The organism is Candidatus Pelagibacter sp. PS_17 (genome assembly GCF_059417945.1).
The window spans coordinates 101,377-121,716 of record NZ_CM182073.1; the positions used below are offsets into that span (position 1 = coordinate 101,377).

The following is a 20,340-nucleotide window of genomic DNA, read 5'->3' on the forward strand; positions in this document are numbered from 1 at the left end:
ATGCAAAATATTAATGAGATAGAAGAGTTAATTAAATTAATTTCTAAACTTCCTGGCTTAGGTCCTAAATCTGCAAAAAGAATTGTATTAAAACTTATTAATAATAGGGATGAACTTGTAAAGCCAATGGCAAACACGTTGGCACAAGTTTATAAAAATGTTATTAGGTGTCAATCTTGTGGTACTTTAAAATCTAATTCATTAGGCTGTAACAATTGTGAAAATTCAAAAGAAAAATATAATAAAATATGTGTAGTTGAAGACATTGCAGATCAATGGTCAATTGAAAATTCAAATATCTATAAAGGCTACTTTCATATTCTTGGTGGCACTATTTCTTCTGCCGGCCAGAGAAAAGAGGATCTTTTGATTAATTCATTAGTAGAAAGAGTTTCAAGAGAAAATATTGAAGAAGTTATACTAGCAACAAGTGCAACAGTAGAAGGTCAAACTACTGCTTATTACATAGAGGATAGTTTAAAAAAAACTTCTACTAAGGTTACAAAACTTGCTCAAGGACTTCCTGTTGGTGGTGAAATAGAAAGTCTCGATGATGGAACTTTATATTCAGCTTTTAAAAACAGAACTGGAATTAAAACTAATTCTGACTAGATTTCTTTATTAATCGATTTAGATGTAATAACGGTTCTGTGTAACCCGAAGGTTGCTCTTTACCTTTAAAGATTAAATCACAAGCTGTCTTAAAAGCAATTGATTGCTCAAAATTTTCAGACATCATTTCGTAGCTTCCTCTTCCGGAGCGAGTATAGGCACCATCATTTTTATTTTGATCATCAACAATTTTTGCCATTTTTTTCATTACTTCCATAACTTGTGATTTTGTACAAATATCGTGATGTATCCAATTAGCTATATGTTGAGAAGAAATTCTTAAAGTGGCTCTATCCTCCATCAAACCAACATTATTAATATCAGGTACCTTTGAACAGCCAACTCCATGATCTATCCATCTGACGACATACCCTAAAAGAGTTTGTGCAGAATTGGAAATTTCGGAGTTAATTTCTTCCATTGACCAGTTTGGTCTGTCTGCTACAGGAATTGTTAACAAATCATCCAGTTTTGCAGATTCTCTTTTTTGAATTTCTTTCTGTTTCTCAAAAATATTTATTTCATGATAATGAAGAGCATGAAGAGCTGCCGCTGTAGGTGAGGGAACCCAAGCACAATTTGCACCAGCATTTAGATGCCCAGTTTTTTGTTCCATCATCTCTTTCATTTTGTCCGGCATAGCCCACATTCCTTTGCCAATTTGAGCCTTACCAGAAAGACCACATTGAAGACCTATGTCTACATTGTTATTTTCATATGCCCCAATCCATTTAGAAGATTTCATGTCTCCTTTTTTAATCATAGGACCAGCTTCCATTGAAGTATGCATTTCATCACCAGTACGATCTAAAAAACCAGTATTAATAAAAAATACTCTATTTTGCAGTGTTCTAATACACTCTTTTAAATTTGATGAGGTTCTTCTCTCTTCATCCATAATTCCAATTTTACAAGTGTATTTTTCCAATCCTAAAACTTCTTCAACTTTAGTAAAAATTAAATCAGTAAATGAGGTTTCATCAGGGCCATGCATTTTTGGTTTAACAATATAAATGGAACCAGTTCTAGAATTACCTTTTTTTTTAATATCATGAAGGCAAGCTGCTGAAGTTATAAAGGCATCCATAATACCTTCTGGTATTTCAGAACCATCTTTTAAAGTGATTGCTGAGTTAGTCATAAGGTGTCCAACATTCCTTACCAATAATAAACTTCTTCCATGTAGCTTTAATCCTTTTCCATCTTTAGAAACATAACTTCTGTCGGGATTTAATTTACGCTCATAAGTCTTTCCATTTTTTTCAAAAGTTGATTTCAAATCACCTTTCATAAGTCCAAGCCAATTACGATAACAAATAACTTTGTCATCAGCATCTACTGCAGCAACACTATCTTCATTATCACAAATAGTTGAAACTGCAGCTTCAACAATAATATCACTAATTTTAGCAGGATCTTGTTGAGCGCTAAAAGCATTTGGGTCTATAATTATTTCTATATGAAGATTATTATTTTTTAAAATTATTGCTGATGGATCATTGGCCTCTCCTCTATGACCAATATATTTATCTTTATTTTTTAAAGATGATTTATTACTATCTTTTAATACTGTTAAAGAGCCATTATCAATTTTAAAGCCTGTAATATTATGCCATTCAAAATTTTCTAGAGGAAAATATTTTTCTAAAAAGTCTCTTCCATATTTTATAACCATTTCTCCTCTTAAAGGATCGTATCTTTGAGTGGCACTATCCTCAGATTGATCGATTACATCTGTACCATATAAACTGTCATATAAACTCATCCATCTAGCATTAGCTGCATTCAGTGCATACCTTTCATTCATGATTGGAACTACTAATTGAGGTCCAGCAATACTAGTTATTTCTTCATCAACATTATTTGTTTTGATCTTAAAATCAGGGCCTACTTCTTTTAAATAATCAATTTCTTTTAAAAATTTTTTATACTCTTCAAGATTAATTTCATTACCTTTATTAGCAATATGCCAATCGTCTATTTTTTTTTGTAAATCTTCTCTTATTTTTAATAGCTCTTTATTTTTTGGGGCTAGCTCATGAACTACTTGGTCGAAGCCTTCCCAGAATTTTTCAGAAGAAATATTTGTATCTTTAAGCAATTCTTCATTAACGAAGTTAAGCAATTTATTAGAAACTGATAGATTGTGTATTTTTGTATATTGTTCTTTCATAGCACCCATTTTACCCCATCTGTATTTTTGCCTGAGAGTTTTGCTCCATCGGCGAGATAAATCTCTTTCCAGAGTGTTATGTTTGTTATCGGTCCATTTGCCTGAGAGTTTCCGGGGTGGTTGCTCCTTCGGCGCTATTATCTAATAGTCTCTCCCGATATCAATTAAGAGTACCCTTTAATAGAATTATGTCAAATATAAATTATTTAAAACATTTTATTGCCTTTTTTCTCAATTAATTAATAATTAAACAATCATATGAAAAATTATTTAAATTTTGAAACAGATATTAAAAATTTAGAGATAGAAATAGACAAACTTAAAGACCCTTATAATCAAGATGGTCTTTCGGAAGTAGATACCAAAAAAATATCTGAGTCTCAAAAAGAGATAGATAATAAGCTACAAGAGATTTACTCTAACTTAGACCCCTGGCAAACGACTCTAGTTGCAAGACATGAAGACAGACCTAAAGCAAAATTTTTTATCGATAATTTATTTGAGGATTTTATCCCATTGTCAGGTGATAGATATTATGGAGAAGACAAATCCGTATTAGCAGGATTTGCAAAATTTGATGAAAAATCTGTCTTAGTTATTGGTCAAGAAAAAGGGGACAGCCTTGAAAGTAGAATTGAAAGAAATTTTGGAATGATGAGACCTGAAGGTTACAGAAAAACAATTAGATTAATGAAATTAGCAAATAAATTTAACATTCCGATAATTTCTTTTATAGACACACCCGGAGCCTACCCTGGTGTAGGAGCAGAAGAAAGAGGTCAAGCAGAGGCAATTGCAAAATCAATTGAGTGCTGCATGTCTTTAAACGTCCCAACTCTTGCAATTGTTATTGGAGAAGGTGGATCAGGAGGGGCAATAGCACTTGCTTCATCTAACAAGGTAATCATGTTAGAAAATGCAATTTACTCAGTAATATCTCCAGAGGGCTGTGCCACCATTTTATGGAGAGACCCTAAAAGAACTTTAGAAGCAGCAAAAGCTATGAAATTGTCTTCAAAAGACCTTTTAGAACTAAAAGTAATTGATGAAATTATTCCAGAGCCAATTGGTGGTGCCCACAGAGATAGAGACCTAATATTAGATAACGTAAGAAAATCGATTGAAAAAAATTTGAATGAATTTTTTAACATGAGTGGAGAAGAAATTTTTAATCATAGAAAAAATAAATTTTTAACTATTGGAAGATCTAAAGGTTTCGTAAATCAACTAGACGATCTAAGTACACTCAGCATGAAAGAGAGTAAGGTTAATTTATTTATTAAAAACTTCTTTAAATCAAAGTTAAATTTAGCAGTTTTATTTGGAGTAATAGTTTTATTGGGCTATTTTATATTTTCTTTATAAGGCCCCACAACAGTTTTTAAACTTTTTACCTGTAGCTTCACATTTCTCATTTCTTGAAATTTTTTCATTTTTTCTTTTTATTAGTAAACATTTTGGATCGTTAGATGTTTCTTTTTTTAATGGTCTTGAAATACTTTCACTAGGTTCTTGAACTATTTTTAAATTTATTAAAATTGTAACAAAATCCATTTTCAATTTATTCAATAAGTTTTCGAAAAGAAAAAAGGCTTCTTTTTTATACTCAACTAATGGATCTCTTTGACCATAAGATCTTAGGCCAATAACTTGTCTTAGTTGTTCAAGATATTGAATATGTGACTTCCAGTTTAAATCTATACACTGAAGAAAAATTCTTTTTTCAACTTCTTTTGCTTTTTCTTCATCCAACATTTTAATTCTTTCATTTCTTGCTTCTAAAAATTTAGAATTAATTTTATTTTTGAACTCTTCATCTTTTAATTCAGTAACATTTTTAAATTCATTATCATCAACACTTTTTCCTAGTAAAGTTTTTAACTGATTATTAAATTCATTATTTTTAGTTGTTGATAGTTTCTGTGTTTTTAAGCTGATTAGATGACTAATAATTTCAGATAAGAATTCATCTGAATAATCAAAAACTTTTTCACTATTCATCACACCGTTTCTTTGTGAAAATATTACATGTCTTTGATCATTTAACACGTCATCAAATTTTAATAAATTTTTTCTTATATCAAAATTTCTAGCCTCAACTTTTTGTTGTGCCCTTTCAAGTGCTTTATTAATCCAGGGGTGATCAATACTTTCTCCATCTTTTAAGCCTAATTTTTGAAGAATATTATTCATAGATTCTGAACCAAAAATTCTCATTAAGTCATCTTCTAAACTAACATAAAAAATTGAACTTCCTTCATCGCCCTGTCTACCAGCTCTTCCTCTGGCTTGGTTATCAACTCTTCTAGATTCCATTCTTTCTGTACCAATAACAAATAGTCCACCGAGTGATTTTATTTTATTTTTATTTTCTAAAAGTTCATCATCAGGTTGACTTCCTTTTTTTCCACCTAACTGGATATCAACACCTCTACCCGAGATACTTGTTGTGATTATAACTGAATTCATTTTTCCAGCATTTGCAATGATTTCAGCTTCATTTTCATGATTTTTTGCATTTAAAACTACATGTTTAATTTTTTCATCATTAAGTAATTTTGAATAAATTTCTGATTTATTAATGCTAGAAGTGAAAACCAATATAGGCTGACCTTGCTTGTGACACTCTAGAACTTTTTCAATGATGGCTTTATTTTTTTCTTCTTCAGTTCTAAAAATTTGATCATTCCAATCTTTTCTAATCATTTCTTTATTTGTAGGAATGATAACCACAATTAAATTATATATTTCATAAAACTCCTGAGATTCAGTTGCTGCAGTTCCAGTACATCCTGAAATTTTATTATAAAGTTTGAAGTAATTTTGATAAGTTATCGATGCTAGAGTTTGATTTTCAGCTTGAACATCTATTCTTTCTTTGGCTTCAAGTGCTTGGTGTAGGCCATCTCCAAATCTTCTTCCCTCTAATATTCTACCAGTAAGTTCGTCAATAATTTTTAATGTTTCATCTTTAACAATATAGTCTCTTCCTTTTTCAAATAGATGATGAGCTCTTAAAGATTGATTTACATGATGAACTAAACTTAAGTTTTCAGGGTCATAAAAGTTATTATTTTTTAGAATTCCAGCATCAGAGAATATTTTTTCCACATTATTTATTCCCTCATTCGTAAGCAATATATTTTTATCTTTTTCATCAATCTCATAATGTTCTGGTAATAATCTTTTTATAAGTTTGTCAATTGCAAGATATTGTTCTGTTTTGTCTTCAGCAGCTCCCGATATTACAAGTGGCGTTCTAGCCTCATCAATTAAACAAGAATCTATTTCATCAACAATAGTATAAACATGTCCTCTTTGAACCATTTGTTCTTTTGAAAATTTCATATTATCTCTAAGATAATCAAACCCTAATTCACTATTAGTTGCATATGTAATATCAAAATTATAATTTTTTTTTCTTTCAAAATCATCTTGGTCATTATTTATAAAACCAAAGGTTAATCCTAAAAATTTATATATCTCCCCCATTTCTTGAGAGTCTCTTTTTGCAAGATAGTCATTTACAGTAACTATATGCACTCCTTTTTCTGTCAGAGCATTTAAATAAGCTGCAAGACTTATTGTTAAAGTTTTACCTTCACCAGTTCTCATTTCTGCAATTTTGCCCTCGTGAAGCACAACACCTCCAAGTATTTGAACATCATGATGCCTCTCATTTCTTGTTCTCTTAGAAGCCTCTCTCACAAGTGCAAAAGCTTCAGGCAATAGAGTGTTTAAATTTTCACCATTTTTAAGTCTATCTTTCAATTCTGTAGTTTTTTTAGGAAAGTCTTCGTCACTAAGGTTTTTAACAGATGCTTCCAAGGAGTTAACTTTTACAACTATTTTGTTTATTCTATCGAGCTCTTTTTGATTGCTAGATTTAATAAACTTTGTGATAAAATTTAAGGGATTAAGCATTTAATTTTCTGGTATATAATTAATTATAACTTTTAATATAAGTATTAAATAAATATTTTAAACACATGCCAATAAACGTTAAAAACTTTATAAACTCACTAAATTTAAAGTCAAAAAATAGTGACTTTCAAGATTTAGAACATCTAGATGGAGTTTCAATATCCACAGTTTGTGCAAATTTATACAGCAAACCTAGGGATGATTTGGTTATGTTTTATTTTAGAGACGGGGCAAACTATGCGTCTGTTTATACACAATCAAAAATAGTTTCAGAGAACATTAAGTGGAATTTAAATATTAAAAGTAAAAAAATAAGCTCTCTGATTATTAATACTAGAAATGCTAATGCATTTACAGGATCAGATGGTTACCAAGGTTTAAAAGAAATAGCAGAAGAAGCAGCATTACAATTAACAAAAAAACAAACTGAAGATGAAGATTTTCCAAAGAAGATATCATCAAATCAAGTTCTTTTTGGATGCACAGGAACAATTGGAGAAAAATATCCAACTGAAAAAATTAAAAAGAATATTCCAGAATTAATCAAAAAAATTAAATATACACAAAATAAATTTACCTGGATGAAAGCTGCATTAGGCATAATGACAACAGACCTACAGCCAAAAATTACCATGGAGGAATGCAAAATAGGAAATAAAAAAGTTAAGATCTATGGAATTGCCAAAGGATCAGGAATGATTTTTCCAAACATGGCGACCACATTAGGTTACGTTTTCACTGATGCAGATCTTTCAAACGATGTTTTAAAAAAACTATTAAAGAAAAATATTAATACAACCTTTAATGCAATCAGTTGTGATGGCGATACTAGTACAAATGATATGGTTTCTATTTTTTCAACAGGAAAAGTAAAAAACCCAATCATTAATAATATTAATGATAAAAAGATATTTAGTTTTGATAAAGCACTGCATTCAGTATTATTAAATTTGTCAAAAAGAGTGGTTAAGGATGGTGAAGGAGCTACTAAATTTATTACAATCAATATAGCTAAATCAAAAAGTGAGAAAGAAGCAAGAGTAATAGCTTTTTCTATTGCGAATTCAAATCTTGTTAAAACAGCCATCGCAGGAGAAGATCCAAATTGGGGTAGAATAATAATGGCCATAGGAAAATCTGGAGTGAAAATAGATTTAAAAAAATTAGCAATAAACTTTGGTGGTATTAAGATTATAGAAAAAGGACAAATTTTTAAATATTACAAAGAAAATGAAGTGGCTAACTATATGAAAAGTCAATCAATAGATATTTCAGTAAATTTAAATATGGGATCAAAAAGTTTTACTGCTTACACAATGGATTTAACAAAAAAATATATTGAGATTAATGCTGATTATAGAAGCTAATTTGATATTGAATTAACTTTATTAATTATTAACTATAAACCATGATCAAATACAAGCTCATATGTAAAGATTGTGAAACTACTTTTGATAGTTGGTTTTCATCGTCTAAGGAATATGAAAAACTTAAAAAGAAAAAATTCTTAAATTGTCATTTTTGTAATTCTTTAAATGTTGGAAAGGGCTTGATGTCTCCTAATGTGAGTACTTCAAAAAATATTTTAACAGAGATTGATTCATCCAGTGAAAAATATAAAGAAATAAAAAAAACAATTTATAAATATCAAGAATTTATAAAAAAAAATTTTGAATATGTGGGAGAAAATTTTGCTTATGAGGCAAGGTCTCTACATTATAAAGACAAAAAAAAAGCTAAAGGTATTTATGGTACCGCAACAAAAAAAGATCTTAACGAATTAAAGGAAGAGGGTATAAAAGCAGAAATACTGCCTTGGATAAAAGATACTACGAACTAATTTTTTATAAATTTTGTAATATAATTAACAGAAGTATCATTTGTTACTTTCCAGCTATTATCTAATATATTAAAATTCATTCCATCTAATTTTTTAAGAGATAGATTGTTTTTTTTACTTATATCTATTAGCTCACTTGGTTTAACAAATTTTTCCCAATCATGTGTTCCAATTGGAAGCCATTTTAAAATATATTCAGCACCCACTATTGCAAATACATAAGATTTTAATGTTTTGTTAAGGGTTGCGATAAACATTATTCCATTTTTTTTCAATAATTTTGAACTTTCTTTAATAAAAAAGTCTATATCATTAACATGTTCAACTATTTCCATGTTCAAAATTACATCAAATTTTTTTTTATCTTTTAACATCTCTGGAGATGCAACTTTATAGTCAATCTTAAGTTTATTTTTTTTTGCATGAAATTTTGCAACTTCAATATTTTTCTTTGATGCATCAATGCCAACAACACTTGCTCCTAGTCTGCACATTGGTTCAGATAATAACCCTCCACCACAACCAATATCAAGTAATTTAATATTTTTTAACGGCTTATCAGATGATCTAATTTTAAAATCTTTGATAATATTTTCTTTTATATATCTAATTCTTATTGGATTAAAATTATGCAATGGTTTGAATTTACCATTAGGATCCCACCATTCTTCAGCAATTTTGGAAAATTTGTCAATTTCTTTTTTATTTATTGAATTCATAATAGATAACTTGTGGACATAACAATTAAGATGTATTTTATCAAATATAAATTACAAAATTATCAATGAAAACTGTTGTATTAAAGTTCGGTGGAACCTCCGTTGGAAGTATAGATAGAATAAAGAGCGTAGCAAAAATTATTTCCTCTTACAAAAAGAAGAAAATGGGTGTCATTGTGGTTTCATCTGCAATGAGTGGCACAACCAATGAATTAATAAAAAAAACAAAAGAATTAAGTAATACCTTTGATGCAGCAGAATATGATGTTTTGTTAGCAACAGGAGAGCAAGCAACTTGTGCATTAATTGCTGGTAGATTAAAACACCTTGGTTTTAAAGCTAGATCATGGATGTCTTGGCAGCTACCAATTATTACAGAAGGACCTTATAGCTCTTCAAGAATTAGCAAAATCAATAAAGGAAAAATACTTAGTTTCATGAAATCAGGTGGAATACCTATCATAACTGGTTTTCAAGGCATTAACTCAGAAAATAGACTTACAACACTGGGCAGAGGTGGAACTGATGCATCAGCAATAATGCTTGCAAAATTTTTTAATACTGATGCGTGTGATATCTACACTGATGTAGATGGTGTTTATACTACAGATCCAAGAAATCATTCTAAAGCCAAGAAAATTCATAAAATTTCCTACGATGAAATGTTAGAGATGGCATCATTAGGCGCAAAGGTTATGCAACCTACATCTGTGCAAGATGCAAAACTAAATAATATTAATTTTTCAGTTAAATCTTCATTTCAAAAAAAGAAAGGCACATTAATAACTGGTACAAAAAAAACCTTCAGTAATCAAATAATAACTGGAATTACTTCTACAAAAAATGATTCTAAAGTTACGATTGTAGGTGTTAAGGACAGACCAGGAGTAGCAGCTGCTGTTTTTAAACCATTATCACTTAATCAAATTAATGTTGATATGGTAGTTCAAAATATTTCTTTAAATGGAAAAGAAACAGACTTAACTTTTACAATTAAATCTGAGGATGTAAAAAAAACAGAAAAAATAATTAAACAAAATAAAAGAATTTCATTTAGAAAACTTACGTATGACAATAATGTTTCAAAAGTATCTATTATTGGTGTGGGTATGATTACAACACCAGGAATTACCTATAGAATGTTCCAAGCTTTGGCTTCAAAAAAGATTAACATAATGGTTATTTCAACTTCTGAAATTAAAATTTCAGTTTTAATTTCAAATAAACAGATAAAAAAAGCAGTAGCAGTGCTTCACAAAGAATTTAAGTTAGATTAACTTATGAGCTTAAGACCATTTAGAGACATTCATAGAAAAAAAACAAAAGTAATAAATGTTGGTGATGTAAAAATAGGTGGTGACAATCCTATTTCTGTTCAATCAATGACCAATACCTTAACAACCGATATTCAGGCCACAATAAAACAAATTAATGATATTCATGAAGAGGGTGCAGATTTGGTTAGAGTTTCTTGCCCAGATGAAGAGTCTTCATTAGCTCTTAAAGAAATTACAAAACATGTATCTGTTCCAATAATTGCTGATATTCATTTTCATTATAAAAGAGCAATAGAGGCAGCTGAAAATGGAGCAAAATGTTTAAGAATTAATCCAGGAAATATTGGTGATAAATTAAAAATACACGATGTACTTAGTGCTGCTAAAAATAATGATTGTTCTATTAGAATAGGTGTTAACGCTGGCTCTCTTGAAAAAGATATTTTAGAAAAATATAAAGAGCCATGCCCAGAAGCTTTAGTTGAAAGCGCACAAAGGAATATTAAGATTTTAGAAGATCAAGATTTTTTTAATTTTAAGATAAGTGTAAAATCTTCAGATATATTTTTATCTATTGCAGCGTATCGTCAACTATCAAAAGTTACAGATTATCCATTACACCTAGGGATCACAGAAGCTGGAGGTTTTGTATCGGGTAGTGTTAAGTCATCAATAGGTCTTGGCTCACTTTTAATGGATGGAATAGGTGATACTATAAGAATTTCTTTGTCTGATGATCCTGTTAAAGAAATTAAAATTGGTAATGAAATATTAAAGTCACTTAATTTAAGAAATAGAGGTGTAAAAATTATATCTTGTCCATCATGTGCAAGACAAGCATTCCAAGTAATTGATACGGTAAAAATATTAGAAGATAAACTTTCTCACATCAAAACCCCTTTAACATTATCGATTATTGGCTGTGTAGTTAATGGACCTGGAGAAGCAGCGATGACAGATATAGGAATTACTGGAGGCGGTAAGGGTAATAATATGCTTTATTTATCTGGCATTCAAAGTGAAAAAGTTTTATCAGAAGATATAATATCAAGAGTTGTAAGTGAAGTTGAAAAAAAAGCTGCTGAACTTGATAAAAAATTATAAATACAATGATACCTCTAAAAACTATTGAAGATTTAATATCTAAGCATTCTGTTTTAGAGAAAGAATTATCATCAGGTGAAGTGGATAAAAAACTTTTTGCTGAAAAATCAAAAGAATACTCGGATTTAAACGAGGTAATTGATGATGCTAGAAAATATTTTTCTTATGAGGGAGAAAAAAAAGATCTAGAAAAAATATTAAGCGATTCTAGTAGTGATAATGAGTTTAAAGAAATGGCTGAAGTAGAATTAAAAGATTTAAAATTAGAAAACGAAACTATAGAAAAAAAATTAAAACTATTTTTATTACCAAAAGATGAAGCAGATAAAAAAAATGCAATTATAGAAATTAGAGCAGGCACAGGAGGATTGGAGGCAAGTTTATTTGCTGCGGATCTCTTTAAGATGTATGAAAAAGTTAGTCATCAAAAAAAATGGGAATTAGAATTAATAAGTATGTCTCAGAGTGAGGCGGGGGGGCTGAAAGAAGTTATTGCATCAATTAGGGGGAAAAATATTTATTCAACATTAAAGTATGAAAGTGGAGTTCATCGCGTTCAAAGAGTTCCAGATACAGAAACTCAAGGGAGAGTTCACACTTCTGCAGCAACTGTGGCCGTACTACCAGAAGCAGAAGAGGTTGATATAAAAATAAATGATTCAGACTTAAGAATTGATGTGTTTAGAGCTGGTGGTCCAGGTGGACAATCTGTTAATACAACTGATAGTGCTGTGAGGATTACTCATATTCCAACAGGATTATCTGTATCTCAACAAGATCAAAAATCACAACACAAAAATAAAGCAAAAGGGATGTTAATTTTAAGATCAAGACTTTATGAATTAGAAAGATCAAGAATAGAAGGGGAAAGATCAGAGGATAGAAAAAGCAAAATAGGAACTGGAGACCGCTCTGAAAGAATTAGAACATATAATTTTCCACAAGGAAGAGTAACAGACCATCGTATTAATCTAACCTTACACAAACTTGAAGCTTTTTTAGAAGGTGAAGCCTTTGATGAAATGGTAGAAAGCTTAACGCTGCAAGCACAAGAAGAAAAATTGAGCAATCTTAATTAAAATGAATATAGAAAACATTCTGAATGAAGGGATCAAAATCCTGCAAAAAAATAAGATAGCTAATCCTCAACTTGATAGTGAGATATTATTATCCAACTCGATTAAAAGAGATAAAAAGCATATTATTTTAAATCCTAAAGAAGTTTTGAACTCAGAGCAATTAGGAAAATTTAAAAATTTAATTGATAGAAGAAAAAAAGGTGAACCAATTGCTTATTTAATAAATAAAAAAGAGTTTTGGAAAGATGAATTTTTTGTCAATAAAGATGTGCTAATTCCAAGACCTGATAGTGAACTAATAATAGAACAGGTTTTAAAAATTTATTCAAAAGATGATCAACTACAAATTCTTGATATTGGAACTGGATCTGGATGCATTCTTTTATCTATATTAAAAGAGAGATCTAATTTTTATGGAACTGGAATAGATATTTCTAAAAAAAGTATAAATGTAAGCAAATTTAACGCAAAACAACTAAACTTAACTAATCGAGTAAAGTTTTTTCACTCAAGTGTTGACAATTTTAATAATGGCAAATATGATGTCATTGTTTCGAACCCTCCATATATTGAACAGTTAAGTTTAAAATATTTGGAAAAAGATGTAGTTAATTTTGAGCCAAAGTTAGCTTTAAGTGGTGGGTTTGATGGTTTTTCAAAAATCAGAAAAGTAATCAATAAGACAAATAATCTGATTAAGAAAAATGGTAAATTTATTTTAGAGATTGGTTTTAATCAAAAAAATAAAGTTATAAAAATATTAAAAGAAGAAGGTTTTTACGTTAACAAAGCCATAAAAGATTATGGCAACAATGATCGCTGTATAATCAGCACTAAAATTTAAATTGAAAATATTATGGTAACATTTAGAAGTAATAACAGTAATAACAATAGAAGACCTCCATTTAGAAGCAATAATAATAGAAGACCTCCATTTAGAAGCAATAATGAAGGGTCAAAATTTTCTAATAATGATAATTTTCAAAGAAAAGTTCCAGGTAGAAATAATCATAATGCCGTTAAACTTATTGAAAAATACAATGATTTAGCGAGAGAGGCTTTAGCTAATGAAGATAAAATTTTATCTGAAAATTATTTTCAACATGCGGATCACTTTACAAGAGTCCAAAACGAGCAAGAAAGCCTTAGAATGGCTAGAGTAAATTCATCTGCAACTGCAATTATTAAGCCAGCGGGTTCAGACAAAAAGGTTGAAGAAACTATTAAAACTGAAGCTGAAACGGTTAAAAAAGAAGTAACTGAACCTGAAGTTAAAAAAGTTGTAAAAAGTGTAGATAAAAAAGTGGTTGAAAAGAAAGTCGCTGCTAGTTAATTTTATCCAATAATTAATTCTGATTTTAAAACATCTAATTTAATTTTTTCTACCTCAAATATTTCTCTTTCTTTTCCTTTAAGAGTTTTGCCAGAAGGCAACTTTAATTTTTGAGAGTTAACTTTTTTTCCATTTACAACTACCTCATAGTGTAGATGTGGACCTGTAGATTTTCCAGTCGACCCGACATAACCAATTATCTGACCCTGTTTTACTCTTATTCCCTCTTTTATTCCTCTAGCAAAATTTTTCATATGAGCATAAATAGTTTCATAAGTTGAATTATGTTTTATTTTAATACAATTCCCACCACCACCACACCATCTTGCTCTAGTTATCAGTCCACTTCCAGATGCCATAATAGGAGTGCCCATTGGGGCTGCAAAGTCAGTTCCTCTATGCATTTTATTAAAACCATCTATAGGATGTTTTCTCATGCCAAAAGCAGAAGAAAGTCTTGCACCATTAATAGGAGTTTTCATCAATGCTTTTTCAACACTCTTACCATTTTCATCATAGTGTCCTTCACTTCCTTTTTTTTCAAAATAATATAATGCATTATTTTTTCCACTTAGCCTTAGATCTGCAAAAATTATATTACCTGTTTCAAATATTTTACCATCATCATCTTCAAACACTTCATACATGATTTGAAAATTATCATTTTTTCTAATATCTCTTTGAAAATCAACTTGGAATCCATAAATTCTTGCAAACTCAATAATCAAATTTGGCTGAACTTTCAAATTAATAGCTGTTTTATATAAACTTTGTGTAATTTTCCCTTCCTTAAAAACAATTTTTTTATTTAAATTTGTAATAATTGTTTTTTTTTCAAAAAGGTTATTATCTAGATTTCTTGTTAATTGAATTTTTTCTGTTCTAGAAACTGGAAATAAAAAAGAAGTAATTTTTTTATTATTTGATTGGTCAATAGTAATTTTTATTTCAAGATTTGGCTGAAGATTATTTATATTATAATCCGAATTTAATTTTTTTTTGATCTGATTAATTTCTTCATTTGGTATTGAATAATTATTCAAAATTTTATCAAAGGTTTCACCATTAGAAATTTTGTGATCAATATTTTTATATCTTGGAACTAGATTGTCAAAAATTTGGTTAATACTTTTTTGGAAATAAATATTATTTATTAAATTTTTGTAGTTTTCATCTATTAATAATTTTTTTTCGTTATAAATACTGGTGCTTGAAATCGTAATTAACAACAGCAAGAAAAGAAAAGCAATCTCAATGTTTTTTTTTATTATTTTTATTATTTTATTTGAACTAAATATCATCTTGAACTTTGAATTATTAATTTAGTAATGACTAAAAATCAAAAAAAACCTAGTATTTATTGATATATTTGAGCATTTATTTAAATGCTAAATGCTTGATTTACTTTTATTTTAGCTTATAAGCAGCACACTTTCTCAGTAAAATTATTGTTTACTCAATAGATTAGTGAGGATTATTGGGCGTTTTAGACTCAATTAGCTATTTAAAAAGTAAAAATTTAAGAAGAGAAGTGTGGACGGTTAAGGTTACCAAAATTTGTCGTACACACTTCAAAATCGTATGGATTGTATTCTTACAATTTATATATGAAGCTAGTGTGCGCCGTTTTTTAACTTGAGAGTTTGATCATGGCTCAGAACGTACGCTGGCGGCACGCCTAACACATGCAAGTCGAACGAAGTAGCAATACTTAGTGGCAGACGGGTGAGTAACATGTGGGTATCTACCCTTTGGCCTGGAATAACACGAGGAAACTTGTGCTAATACCGGATAAGTCTTTACGGAGAAAGCTTTATGCACCATTGGATGAGCCCGCACTTGATTAGTTTGTTGGTAGGGTAATGGCCTACCAAGACTATGATCAATAGCTGATTTGAGAGGATGATCAGCCACATTGGGACTGAGACACGGCCCAAACTCCTACGGGAGGCAGCAGTGGGGAATCTTGCACAATGGAGGAAACTCTGATGCAGCGATGCCGCGTGAGTGAAGAAGGCCTTTGGGTTGTAAAGCTCTTTCGTCGGGGAAGAAAATGACTGTACCCGAATAAGAAGGTCCGGCTAACTTCGTGCCAGCAGCCGCGGTAATACGAAGGGACCTAGCGTAGTTCGGAATTACTGGGCTTAAAGAGTTCGTAGGTGGTTGAAAAAGTTGGTGGTGAAATCCCAGAGCTTAACTCTGGAACTGCCATCAAAACTTTTCAGCTAGAGTATGATAGAGGAAAGCAGAATTTCTAGTGTAGAGGTGAAATTCGTAGATATTAGAAAGAATACCAATTGCGAAGGCAGCTTTCTGGATCATTACTGACACTGAGGAACGAAAGCATGGGTAGCGAAGAGGATTAGATACCCTCGTAGTCCATGCCGTAAACGATGTGTGTTAGACGTTGGAAATTTATTTTCAGTGTCGCAGGGAAACCGATAAACACACCGCCTGGGGAGTACGACCGCAAGGTTAAAACTCAAATGAATTGACGGGGACCCGCACAAGTAGTGGAGCATGTGGTTTAATTCGAAGATACGCGCAGAACCTTACCAACACTTGACATGTTCGTCGCGACTCTAAGAGATTAGAGTTTTCGGTTCGGCCGGACGAAACACAGGTGCTGCATGGCTGTCGTCAGCTCGTGTCGTGAGATGTTGGGTTAAGTCCCGCAACGAGCGCAACCCTCACTTTTAGTTGCCATCATTAAGTTGGGCACTCTGAAAGAACTGCCAGTGATAAGCTGGAGGAAGGTGGGGATGACGTCAAGTCCTCATGGCCCTTACGTGTTGGGCTACACACGTGCTACAATGGCATCTACAACAGGAAGCAAAACGGCAACGTTAAGCAAATCCCGAAAAGATGCCTCAGTTCGGATTGCACTCTGCAACTCGAGTGCATGAAGCTGGAATTACTAGTAATCGTGGATCAGCGTGCCACGGTGAATGCGTTCCCGGGTCTTGTACACACCGCCCGTCACACCATGGGAGTTGGTTCTACCTTAAGGCAAGGTTTTAAACCCTTGACCACGGTATAGTCAGCGACTGGGGTGAAGTCGTAACAAGGTAGCCGTAGGGGAACCTGCGGCTGGATTACCTCCTTTCTAAGGATGAGTGAAAGTAAAATTTCACTCTAAATAATATACACGGTAATGTTGACCGTCCTCATTTCTCTTCTTAAAGTAATGTTTCCTTCTTGTAGGGCCGGTAGCTCAGTTGGTTAGAGCACACCCTTGATAAGGGTGGGGTCGAAAGTTCGAGTCTTTCTCGGCCCACCAAAAACCTAAATGGGGGATTAGCTCATCTGGGAGAGCGCCTGATTTGCATTCAGGAGGTAGCAGGTTCGATCCCTGTATCCTCCACCAGGAAACATTTAGTTATTAAAACTGTAAATAAAAATAATTTATATCAATATCTATATCCGAACATTAAAAGTTATTATTTAATGTTCAAAATAAAAATTTGATCACAACATAGATAAATTTTCTGTTAAAAGAATTTTTTTCTGTGCATAAATCAAGCGTTTAAGGGCGTGTAGTGGATGCCTTGGCACTGAAAGCCGATGAAGGACGTGATATACTGCGATAAGTTTCGGGGAGCTGTATGTAAGCTTTGATCCGAAAATTTCCGAATGGGGAAACCCACCACTTTATGTGGTACTTTAAACTGAATACATAGGTTTAAAGAGACAACCTGGAGAACTGAAACATCTAAGTAACCAGAGGAAAAGAAATCAATTGAGATTCCGTTAGTAGTGGCGAGCGAACGCGGAGTAGGCCAGTAGTTTTGTTAGAAAAATTTGAATAGTTTGGAAATGCTAACCATAGAGGGTGATAGTCCCGTATGAGTAATGTCTAACAAAATTCTTGAGTAAAGCGGGACACGAGAAATCCTGCTCGAATATAGGGGGACCACCCTCTAAGCCTAAATACTCTTCAGTGACCGATAGTGAACTAGTACCGTGAGGGAAAGGTGAAAAGAACCCCTATTAGGGGAGTGAAATAGAACCTGAAACTGCATGCCTACAATCAGTCCGAGCCCTTTTTAGGGTGAGGGCGTACCTTTTGTATAATGGGTCAGTGACTTAATTTATTAAGCAAGCTTAAGCCATCTAGGTGTAGGCGCAGCGAAAGCAAGTCTTAATAGGGCGATTAGTTTAATGAATTAGACCCGAAAACGAATGAGCTTACCATGAGCAGGTTGAAAGTTGGGTAACACCAACCGGAGGACCGAACCAGTTGACGTTGAAAAGTCTTTGGATGACTTGTGGTAAGGGGTGAAAGGCCAACCAAATTCGTAGATAGCTGGTTTTCCGCGAAAACTATTTAGGTAGTGCGTCGAATAAATAGATGTTTAGAGGTAGAGCACTAAATGGGCTAGGGGGAAGAGATTCTTACCAAACCTAATAAAACTCCGAATGCTAGACATTGTTCTTCGGCAGACAGACTGTGGGTGCTAAGGTCCATGGTCGAGAGGGAAAGAGCCCAGACCACCAGATAAGGTCCCAAAATCATGATTAAGTGTGAAAGGATGTGGAAATTCCTTAACAGCCGGGAGGTTGGCTTAGAAGCAGCCATCCTTTAAAGATAGCGTAACAGCTCACCGGTCTAATAGAGTTTCTGCGCCGAAGATGTAACGGGGCTAAAATCATGTACCGAATCTGTGGCTTTGCAAAGTTTTCGAACTTTGTAAGGGGTAGCGGAACGTTCTGTAAGCCTGCGAAGGGATACCCGTGAGGGATCCTGGAGGTATCAGAAGTGCGAATGCTGACATAAGTAACGATAAACGAAGTGAAAAACTTCGTCGCCGAAAATCTAAGGGTTTCTATGCAAGGTTAATCCGCGTAGAGTTAGTCGGCACCTAAGGCGAGGGCGAAAGCCGTAGTCGATGGAAACAAGGTTAATATTCCTTGACCTGATGGTAGTGACGGATTTCGTAAGTTGTGAGTTCTTAATGGATTGAACTTGCCGCGAAGAGGTCCCAAGAAATAGCTCCATCATGAAGACCGTACCCGAAACCGACACAGGTAGATTAATAGAGTATATTTAGGCGCTTGAGAGAATGATGTTGAAGGAACTCGGCAAAATGCTTCCGTAACTTCGGGATAAGGAAGACCCTTTTGTAGGCAACTATGGAAGGGTGGCACAAGCCAGGGAGAAGCGACTGTTTATCAAAAACACAGGGCTCTGCTAACACGTAAGTGGATGTATAGGGTCTGACGCCTGCCCGGTGCTGGAAGGTTAATGCGGTTGGTGCAAGCTAACTTCTGAAGCCCCAGTAAACGGCGGCCGTAACTATAACGGTCCTAAGGTAGCGAAATTCCTTGTCGGGTAAGTTCCGACCTGCATGAATGGCGTAACGATTTCTCCGCTGTCTCCAACATCAACTCAGTGAAATTGAATTCTCCGTGAAGATGCGGAGTTCGCGTAGTTAGACGGAAAGACCCCGTGCACCTTTACTGCAACTTTACATTGGTGTTAGGAAAAACATATTTAGCATAGGAGGGAGACTTTGAAGCAAAGGCGTCAGCTTTTGTGGAGTCACCAGTGAAATACCTCTTTTGTTTTTCTTGACATCTAACCGCTAGCCGTCATCCGGCAGCGAGACATTGTATGGTGGGTAGTTTGACTGGGGCGGTCGCCTCCCAAATAGTAACGGAGGCGTGCGAAGGTAGGCTCAGAACGGTCAGAAATCGTTCGTAGAGTGCAATGGCATAAGCCTGCCTGACTGTGAGACTGACAAGTCGAGCAGAGACGAAAGTCGGTCATAGTGATCCGGTGCTTCTGAGTGGAAGGGGCATCGCTCAACGGATAAAAGGTACGCCGGGGATAACAGGCTGATACTGCCCAAGAGCTCATATCGACGGCAGTGTTTGGCACCTCGATGTCGGCTCATCACATCCTGGGGCTGGAGCAGGTCCCAAGGGTTTGGCTGTTCGCCAATTAAAGTGGTACGTGAGCTGGGTTCAGAACGTCGTGAGACAGTTCGGTCCCTATCTGCTATGCGTGTAGAAGAATTGAGAGGAGTTGACCCTAGTACGAGAGGACCGGGTTGAACATACCACTGGTGGACCTGTTGTGGCGCCAGCCGCAGTGCAGGGTAGCTAAGTATGGAAGAGATAACTGCTGAAAGCATCTAAGCGGGAAACTCACCTCAAAACTAGTTCTTCCTATAGAGCCGTGGTAGACCACCACGTTGATAGGCTGGATGTGGAAGCGCAGTAATGCGTGTAGCTGACCAGTACTAATAGCTCAATTGGCTTGATTTATGCACTGAA

General features: G+C 33.2%; 13 protein-coding genes, 2 tRNA genes, 2 rRNA genes and 1 riboswitch. Of the genes, 13 read left to right on the forward strand and 4 right to left on the reverse strand.

Annotated elements, in window-relative coordinates; translation table 11 throughout:
- Window positions 1–612, forward strand: a complete 612-nt coding sequence (recR, locus tag AC5SML_RS00555) for a recombination mediator RecR (protein WP_006997394.1) — start codon at window positions 1–3, stop codon at window positions 610–612.
- Here recR and AC5SML_RS00560 read toward each other — a convergent pair.
- On the reverse strand, window positions 599–2,794 hold the full coding sequence (locus tag AC5SML_RS00560; protein WP_494591993.1) for a malate synthase G: 2,196 nt from the start codon (window positions 2,792–2,794) through the stop codon (window positions 599–601). The two genes, recR and AC5SML_RS00560, sit on opposite strands and share 14 nt — an antisense overlap.
- A gap of 70 nt (window positions 2,795–2,864) precedes the next feature.
- Window positions 2,865–2,952, reverse strand: a riboswitch (glycine riboswitch).
- A gap of 91 nt (window positions 2,953–3,043) precedes the next feature.
- Between AC5SML_RS00560 and AC5SML_RS00565 the strand changes: the two genes are divergently transcribed.
- A complete protein-coding gene (locus AC5SML_RS00565) occupies window positions 3,044–4,150 on the forward strand; it encodes an acetyl-CoA carboxylase carboxyltransferase subunit alpha (RefSeq protein ID WP_006997392.1) in 1,107 nt (368 codons plus the stop codon).
- Here the strand turns inward: AC5SML_RS00565 and secA are convergent.
- Window positions 4,145–6,709 carry a preprotein translocase subunit SecA gene (gene secA, locus AC5SML_RS00570; protein ID WP_494617240.1) on the reverse strand — a complete coding sequence of 855 codons (2,565 nt, stop codon included), beginning with the start codon at window positions 6,707–6,709 and terminating at the stop codon, window positions 4,145–4,147. The genes AC5SML_RS00565 and secA overlap by 6 nt on opposite strands.
- Before the next feature lie 65 nt (window positions 6,710–6,774).
- Between secA and argJ the strand changes: the two genes are divergently transcribed.
- Window positions 6,775–8,076, forward strand: a complete 1,302-nt coding sequence (gene argJ, locus AC5SML_RS00575; RefSeq protein ID WP_494617242.1) for a bifunctional glutamate N-acetyltransferase/amino-acid acetyltransferase ArgJ — start codon at window positions 6,775–6,777, stop codon at window positions 8,074–8,076.
- Window positions 8,077–8,117: 41 nt separating this feature from the next.
- Window positions 8,118–8,549: a DUF1178 family protein gene (locus AC5SML_RS00580; protein ID WP_494617244.1), complete on the forward strand. Its 432-nt coding sequence runs from the start codon at window positions 8,118–8,120 to the stop codon at window positions 8,547–8,549.
- On the opposite strand, the gene ubiG is transcribed toward AC5SML_RS00580, so the two are convergent.
- A complete protein-coding gene (ubiG, locus tag AC5SML_RS00585) occupies window positions 8,546–9,268 on the reverse strand; it encodes a bifunctional 2-polyprenyl-6-hydroxyphenol methylase/3-demethylubiquinol 3-O-methyltransferase UbiG (protein WP_494617246.1) in 723 nt (240 codons plus the stop codon). The genes AC5SML_RS00580 and ubiG overlap by 4 nt on opposite strands.
- Window positions 9,269–9,333: 65 nt before the next feature.
- Between ubiG and AC5SML_RS00590 the strand changes: the two genes are divergently transcribed.
- The 5 genes from AC5SML_RS00590 to AC5SML_RS00610 are packed head-to-tail and all read left to right on the forward strand — an operon-like array spanning window position 9,334 to window position 14,061.
- Window positions 9,334–10,545, forward strand: a complete 1,212-nt coding sequence (locus AC5SML_RS00590; protein WP_494617247.1) for an aspartate kinase — start codon at window positions 9,334–9,336, stop codon at window positions 10,543–10,545.
- 3 nt (window positions 10,546–10,548) lie between these two features.
- Entirely contained in the window at window positions 10,549–11,649 is a 1,101-nt protein-coding gene (gene ispG / locus AC5SML_RS00595) for a flavodoxin-dependent (E)-4-hydroxy-3-methylbut-2-enyl-diphosphate synthase (protein WP_020169062.1), read from the forward strand.
- Window positions 11,650–11,654: 5 nt separating this feature from the next.
- On the forward strand, window positions 11,655–12,728 hold the full coding sequence (prfA, locus tag AC5SML_RS00600) for a peptide chain release factor 1 (RefSeq protein ID WP_271564949.1): 1,074 nt from the start codon (window positions 11,655–11,657) through the stop codon (window positions 12,726–12,728).
- A 1-nt stretch (window position 12,729) separates the two neighbouring features.
- Entirely contained in the window at window positions 12,730–13,572 is an 843-nt protein-coding gene (gene prmC, locus AC5SML_RS00605) for a peptide chain release factor N(5)-glutamine methyltransferase (RefSeq protein WP_494617249.1), read from the forward strand.
- Window positions 13,573–13,584: 12 nt separating this feature from the next.
- A complete protein-coding gene (locus AC5SML_RS00610) occupies window positions 13,585–14,061 on the forward strand; it encodes a DUF4167 domain-containing protein (protein ID WP_494617251.1) in 477 nt (158 codons plus the stop codon).
- Window positions 14,062–14,063: 2 nt separating this feature from the next.
- Here AC5SML_RS00610 and AC5SML_RS00615 read toward each other — a convergent pair whose 3' ends face one another.
- The gene (locus AC5SML_RS00615) at window positions 14,064–15,362 is read right to left on the reverse strand and encodes a M23 family metallopeptidase (RefSeq protein WP_494617253.1); all 1,299 of its coding nucleotides are present in this window, start codon (window positions 15,360–15,362) and stop codon (window positions 14,064–14,066) included.
- 330 nt (window positions 15,363–15,692) lie between these two features.
- Between AC5SML_RS00615 and AC5SML_RS00620 the strand changes: the two genes are divergently transcribed.
- From AC5SML_RS00620 to AC5SML_RS00635, 4 genes are all read left to right on the forward strand, one after another.
- Window positions 15,693–17,167, forward strand: a 16S ribosomal RNA gene (locus tag AC5SML_RS00620).
- Between the two features lie 97 nt (window positions 17,168–17,264).
- Window positions 17,265–17,341: transfer RNA gene (locus tag AC5SML_RS00625), tRNA-Ile, on the forward strand.
- A gap of 11 nt (window positions 17,342–17,352) precedes the next feature.
- A tRNA-Ala gene (locus tag AC5SML_RS00630) sits at window positions 17,353–17,428 on the forward strand.
- Between the two features lie 149 nt (window positions 17,429–17,577).
- Window positions 17,578–20,331, forward strand: a 23S ribosomal RNA gene (locus AC5SML_RS00635).
- Together the 16S and 23S rRNA genes with 2 tRNA genes alongside form the textbook arrangement of a ribosomal RNA operon.
- Window positions 20,332–20,340: the final 9 nt, after the last annotated feature.

Excerpts from the sequence above, each read along its gene's own strand:
- AC5SML_RS00560 (WP_494591993.1), bottom strand. The coding sequence starts at position 2,794 with ATGGGTGCTATGAAAGAACAATATACAAAAATACACAATCTATCAGTT.
- ispG (WP_020169062.1), top strand. The coding sequence starts at position 10,549 with ATGAGCTTAAGACCATTTAGAGACATTCATAGAAAAAAAACAAAAGTA.
- prfA (WP_271564949.1), top strand. The coding sequence starts at position 11,655 with ATGATACCTCTAAAAACTATTGAAGATTTAATATCTAAGCATTCTGTT.
- AC5SML_RS00590 (WP_494617247.1), top strand. The coding sequence starts at position 9,334 with ATGAAAACTGTTGTATTAAAGTTCGGTGGAACCTCCGTTGGAAGTATA.
- prmC (WP_494617249.1), top strand. The coding sequence starts at position 12,730 with ATGAATATAGAAAACATTCTGAATGAAGGGATCAAAATCCTGCAAAAA.
- recR (WP_006997394.1), top strand. The coding sequence starts at position 1 with ATGCAAAATATTAATGAGATAGAAGAGTTAATTAAATTAATTTCTAAA.
- AC5SML_RS00580 (WP_494617244.1), top strand. The coding sequence starts at position 8,118 with ATGATCAAATACAAGCTCATATGTAAAGATTGTGAAACTACTTTTGAT.
- ubiG (WP_494617246.1), bottom strand. The coding sequence starts at position 9,268 with ATGAATTCAATAAATAAAAAAGAAATTGACAAATTTTCCAAAATTGCT.
- AC5SML_RS00565 (WP_006997392.1), top strand. The coding sequence starts at position 3,044 with ATGAAAAATTATTTAAATTTTGAAACAGATATTAAAAATTTAGAGATA.
- secA (WP_494617240.1), bottom strand. The coding sequence starts at position 6,709 with ATGCTTAATCCCTTAAATTTTATCACAAAGTTTATTAAATCTAGCAAT.
- AC5SML_RS00610 (WP_494617251.1), top strand. The coding sequence starts at position 13,585 with ATGGTAACATTTAGAAGTAATAACAGTAATAACAATAGAAGACCTCCA.
- argJ (WP_494617242.1), top strand. The coding sequence starts at position 6,775 with ATGCCAATAAACGTTAAAAACTTTATAAACTCACTAAATTTAAAGTCA.
- AC5SML_RS00615 (WP_494617253.1), bottom strand. The coding sequence starts at position 15,362 with ATGATATTTAGTTCAAATAAAATAATAAAAATAATAAAAAAAAACATT.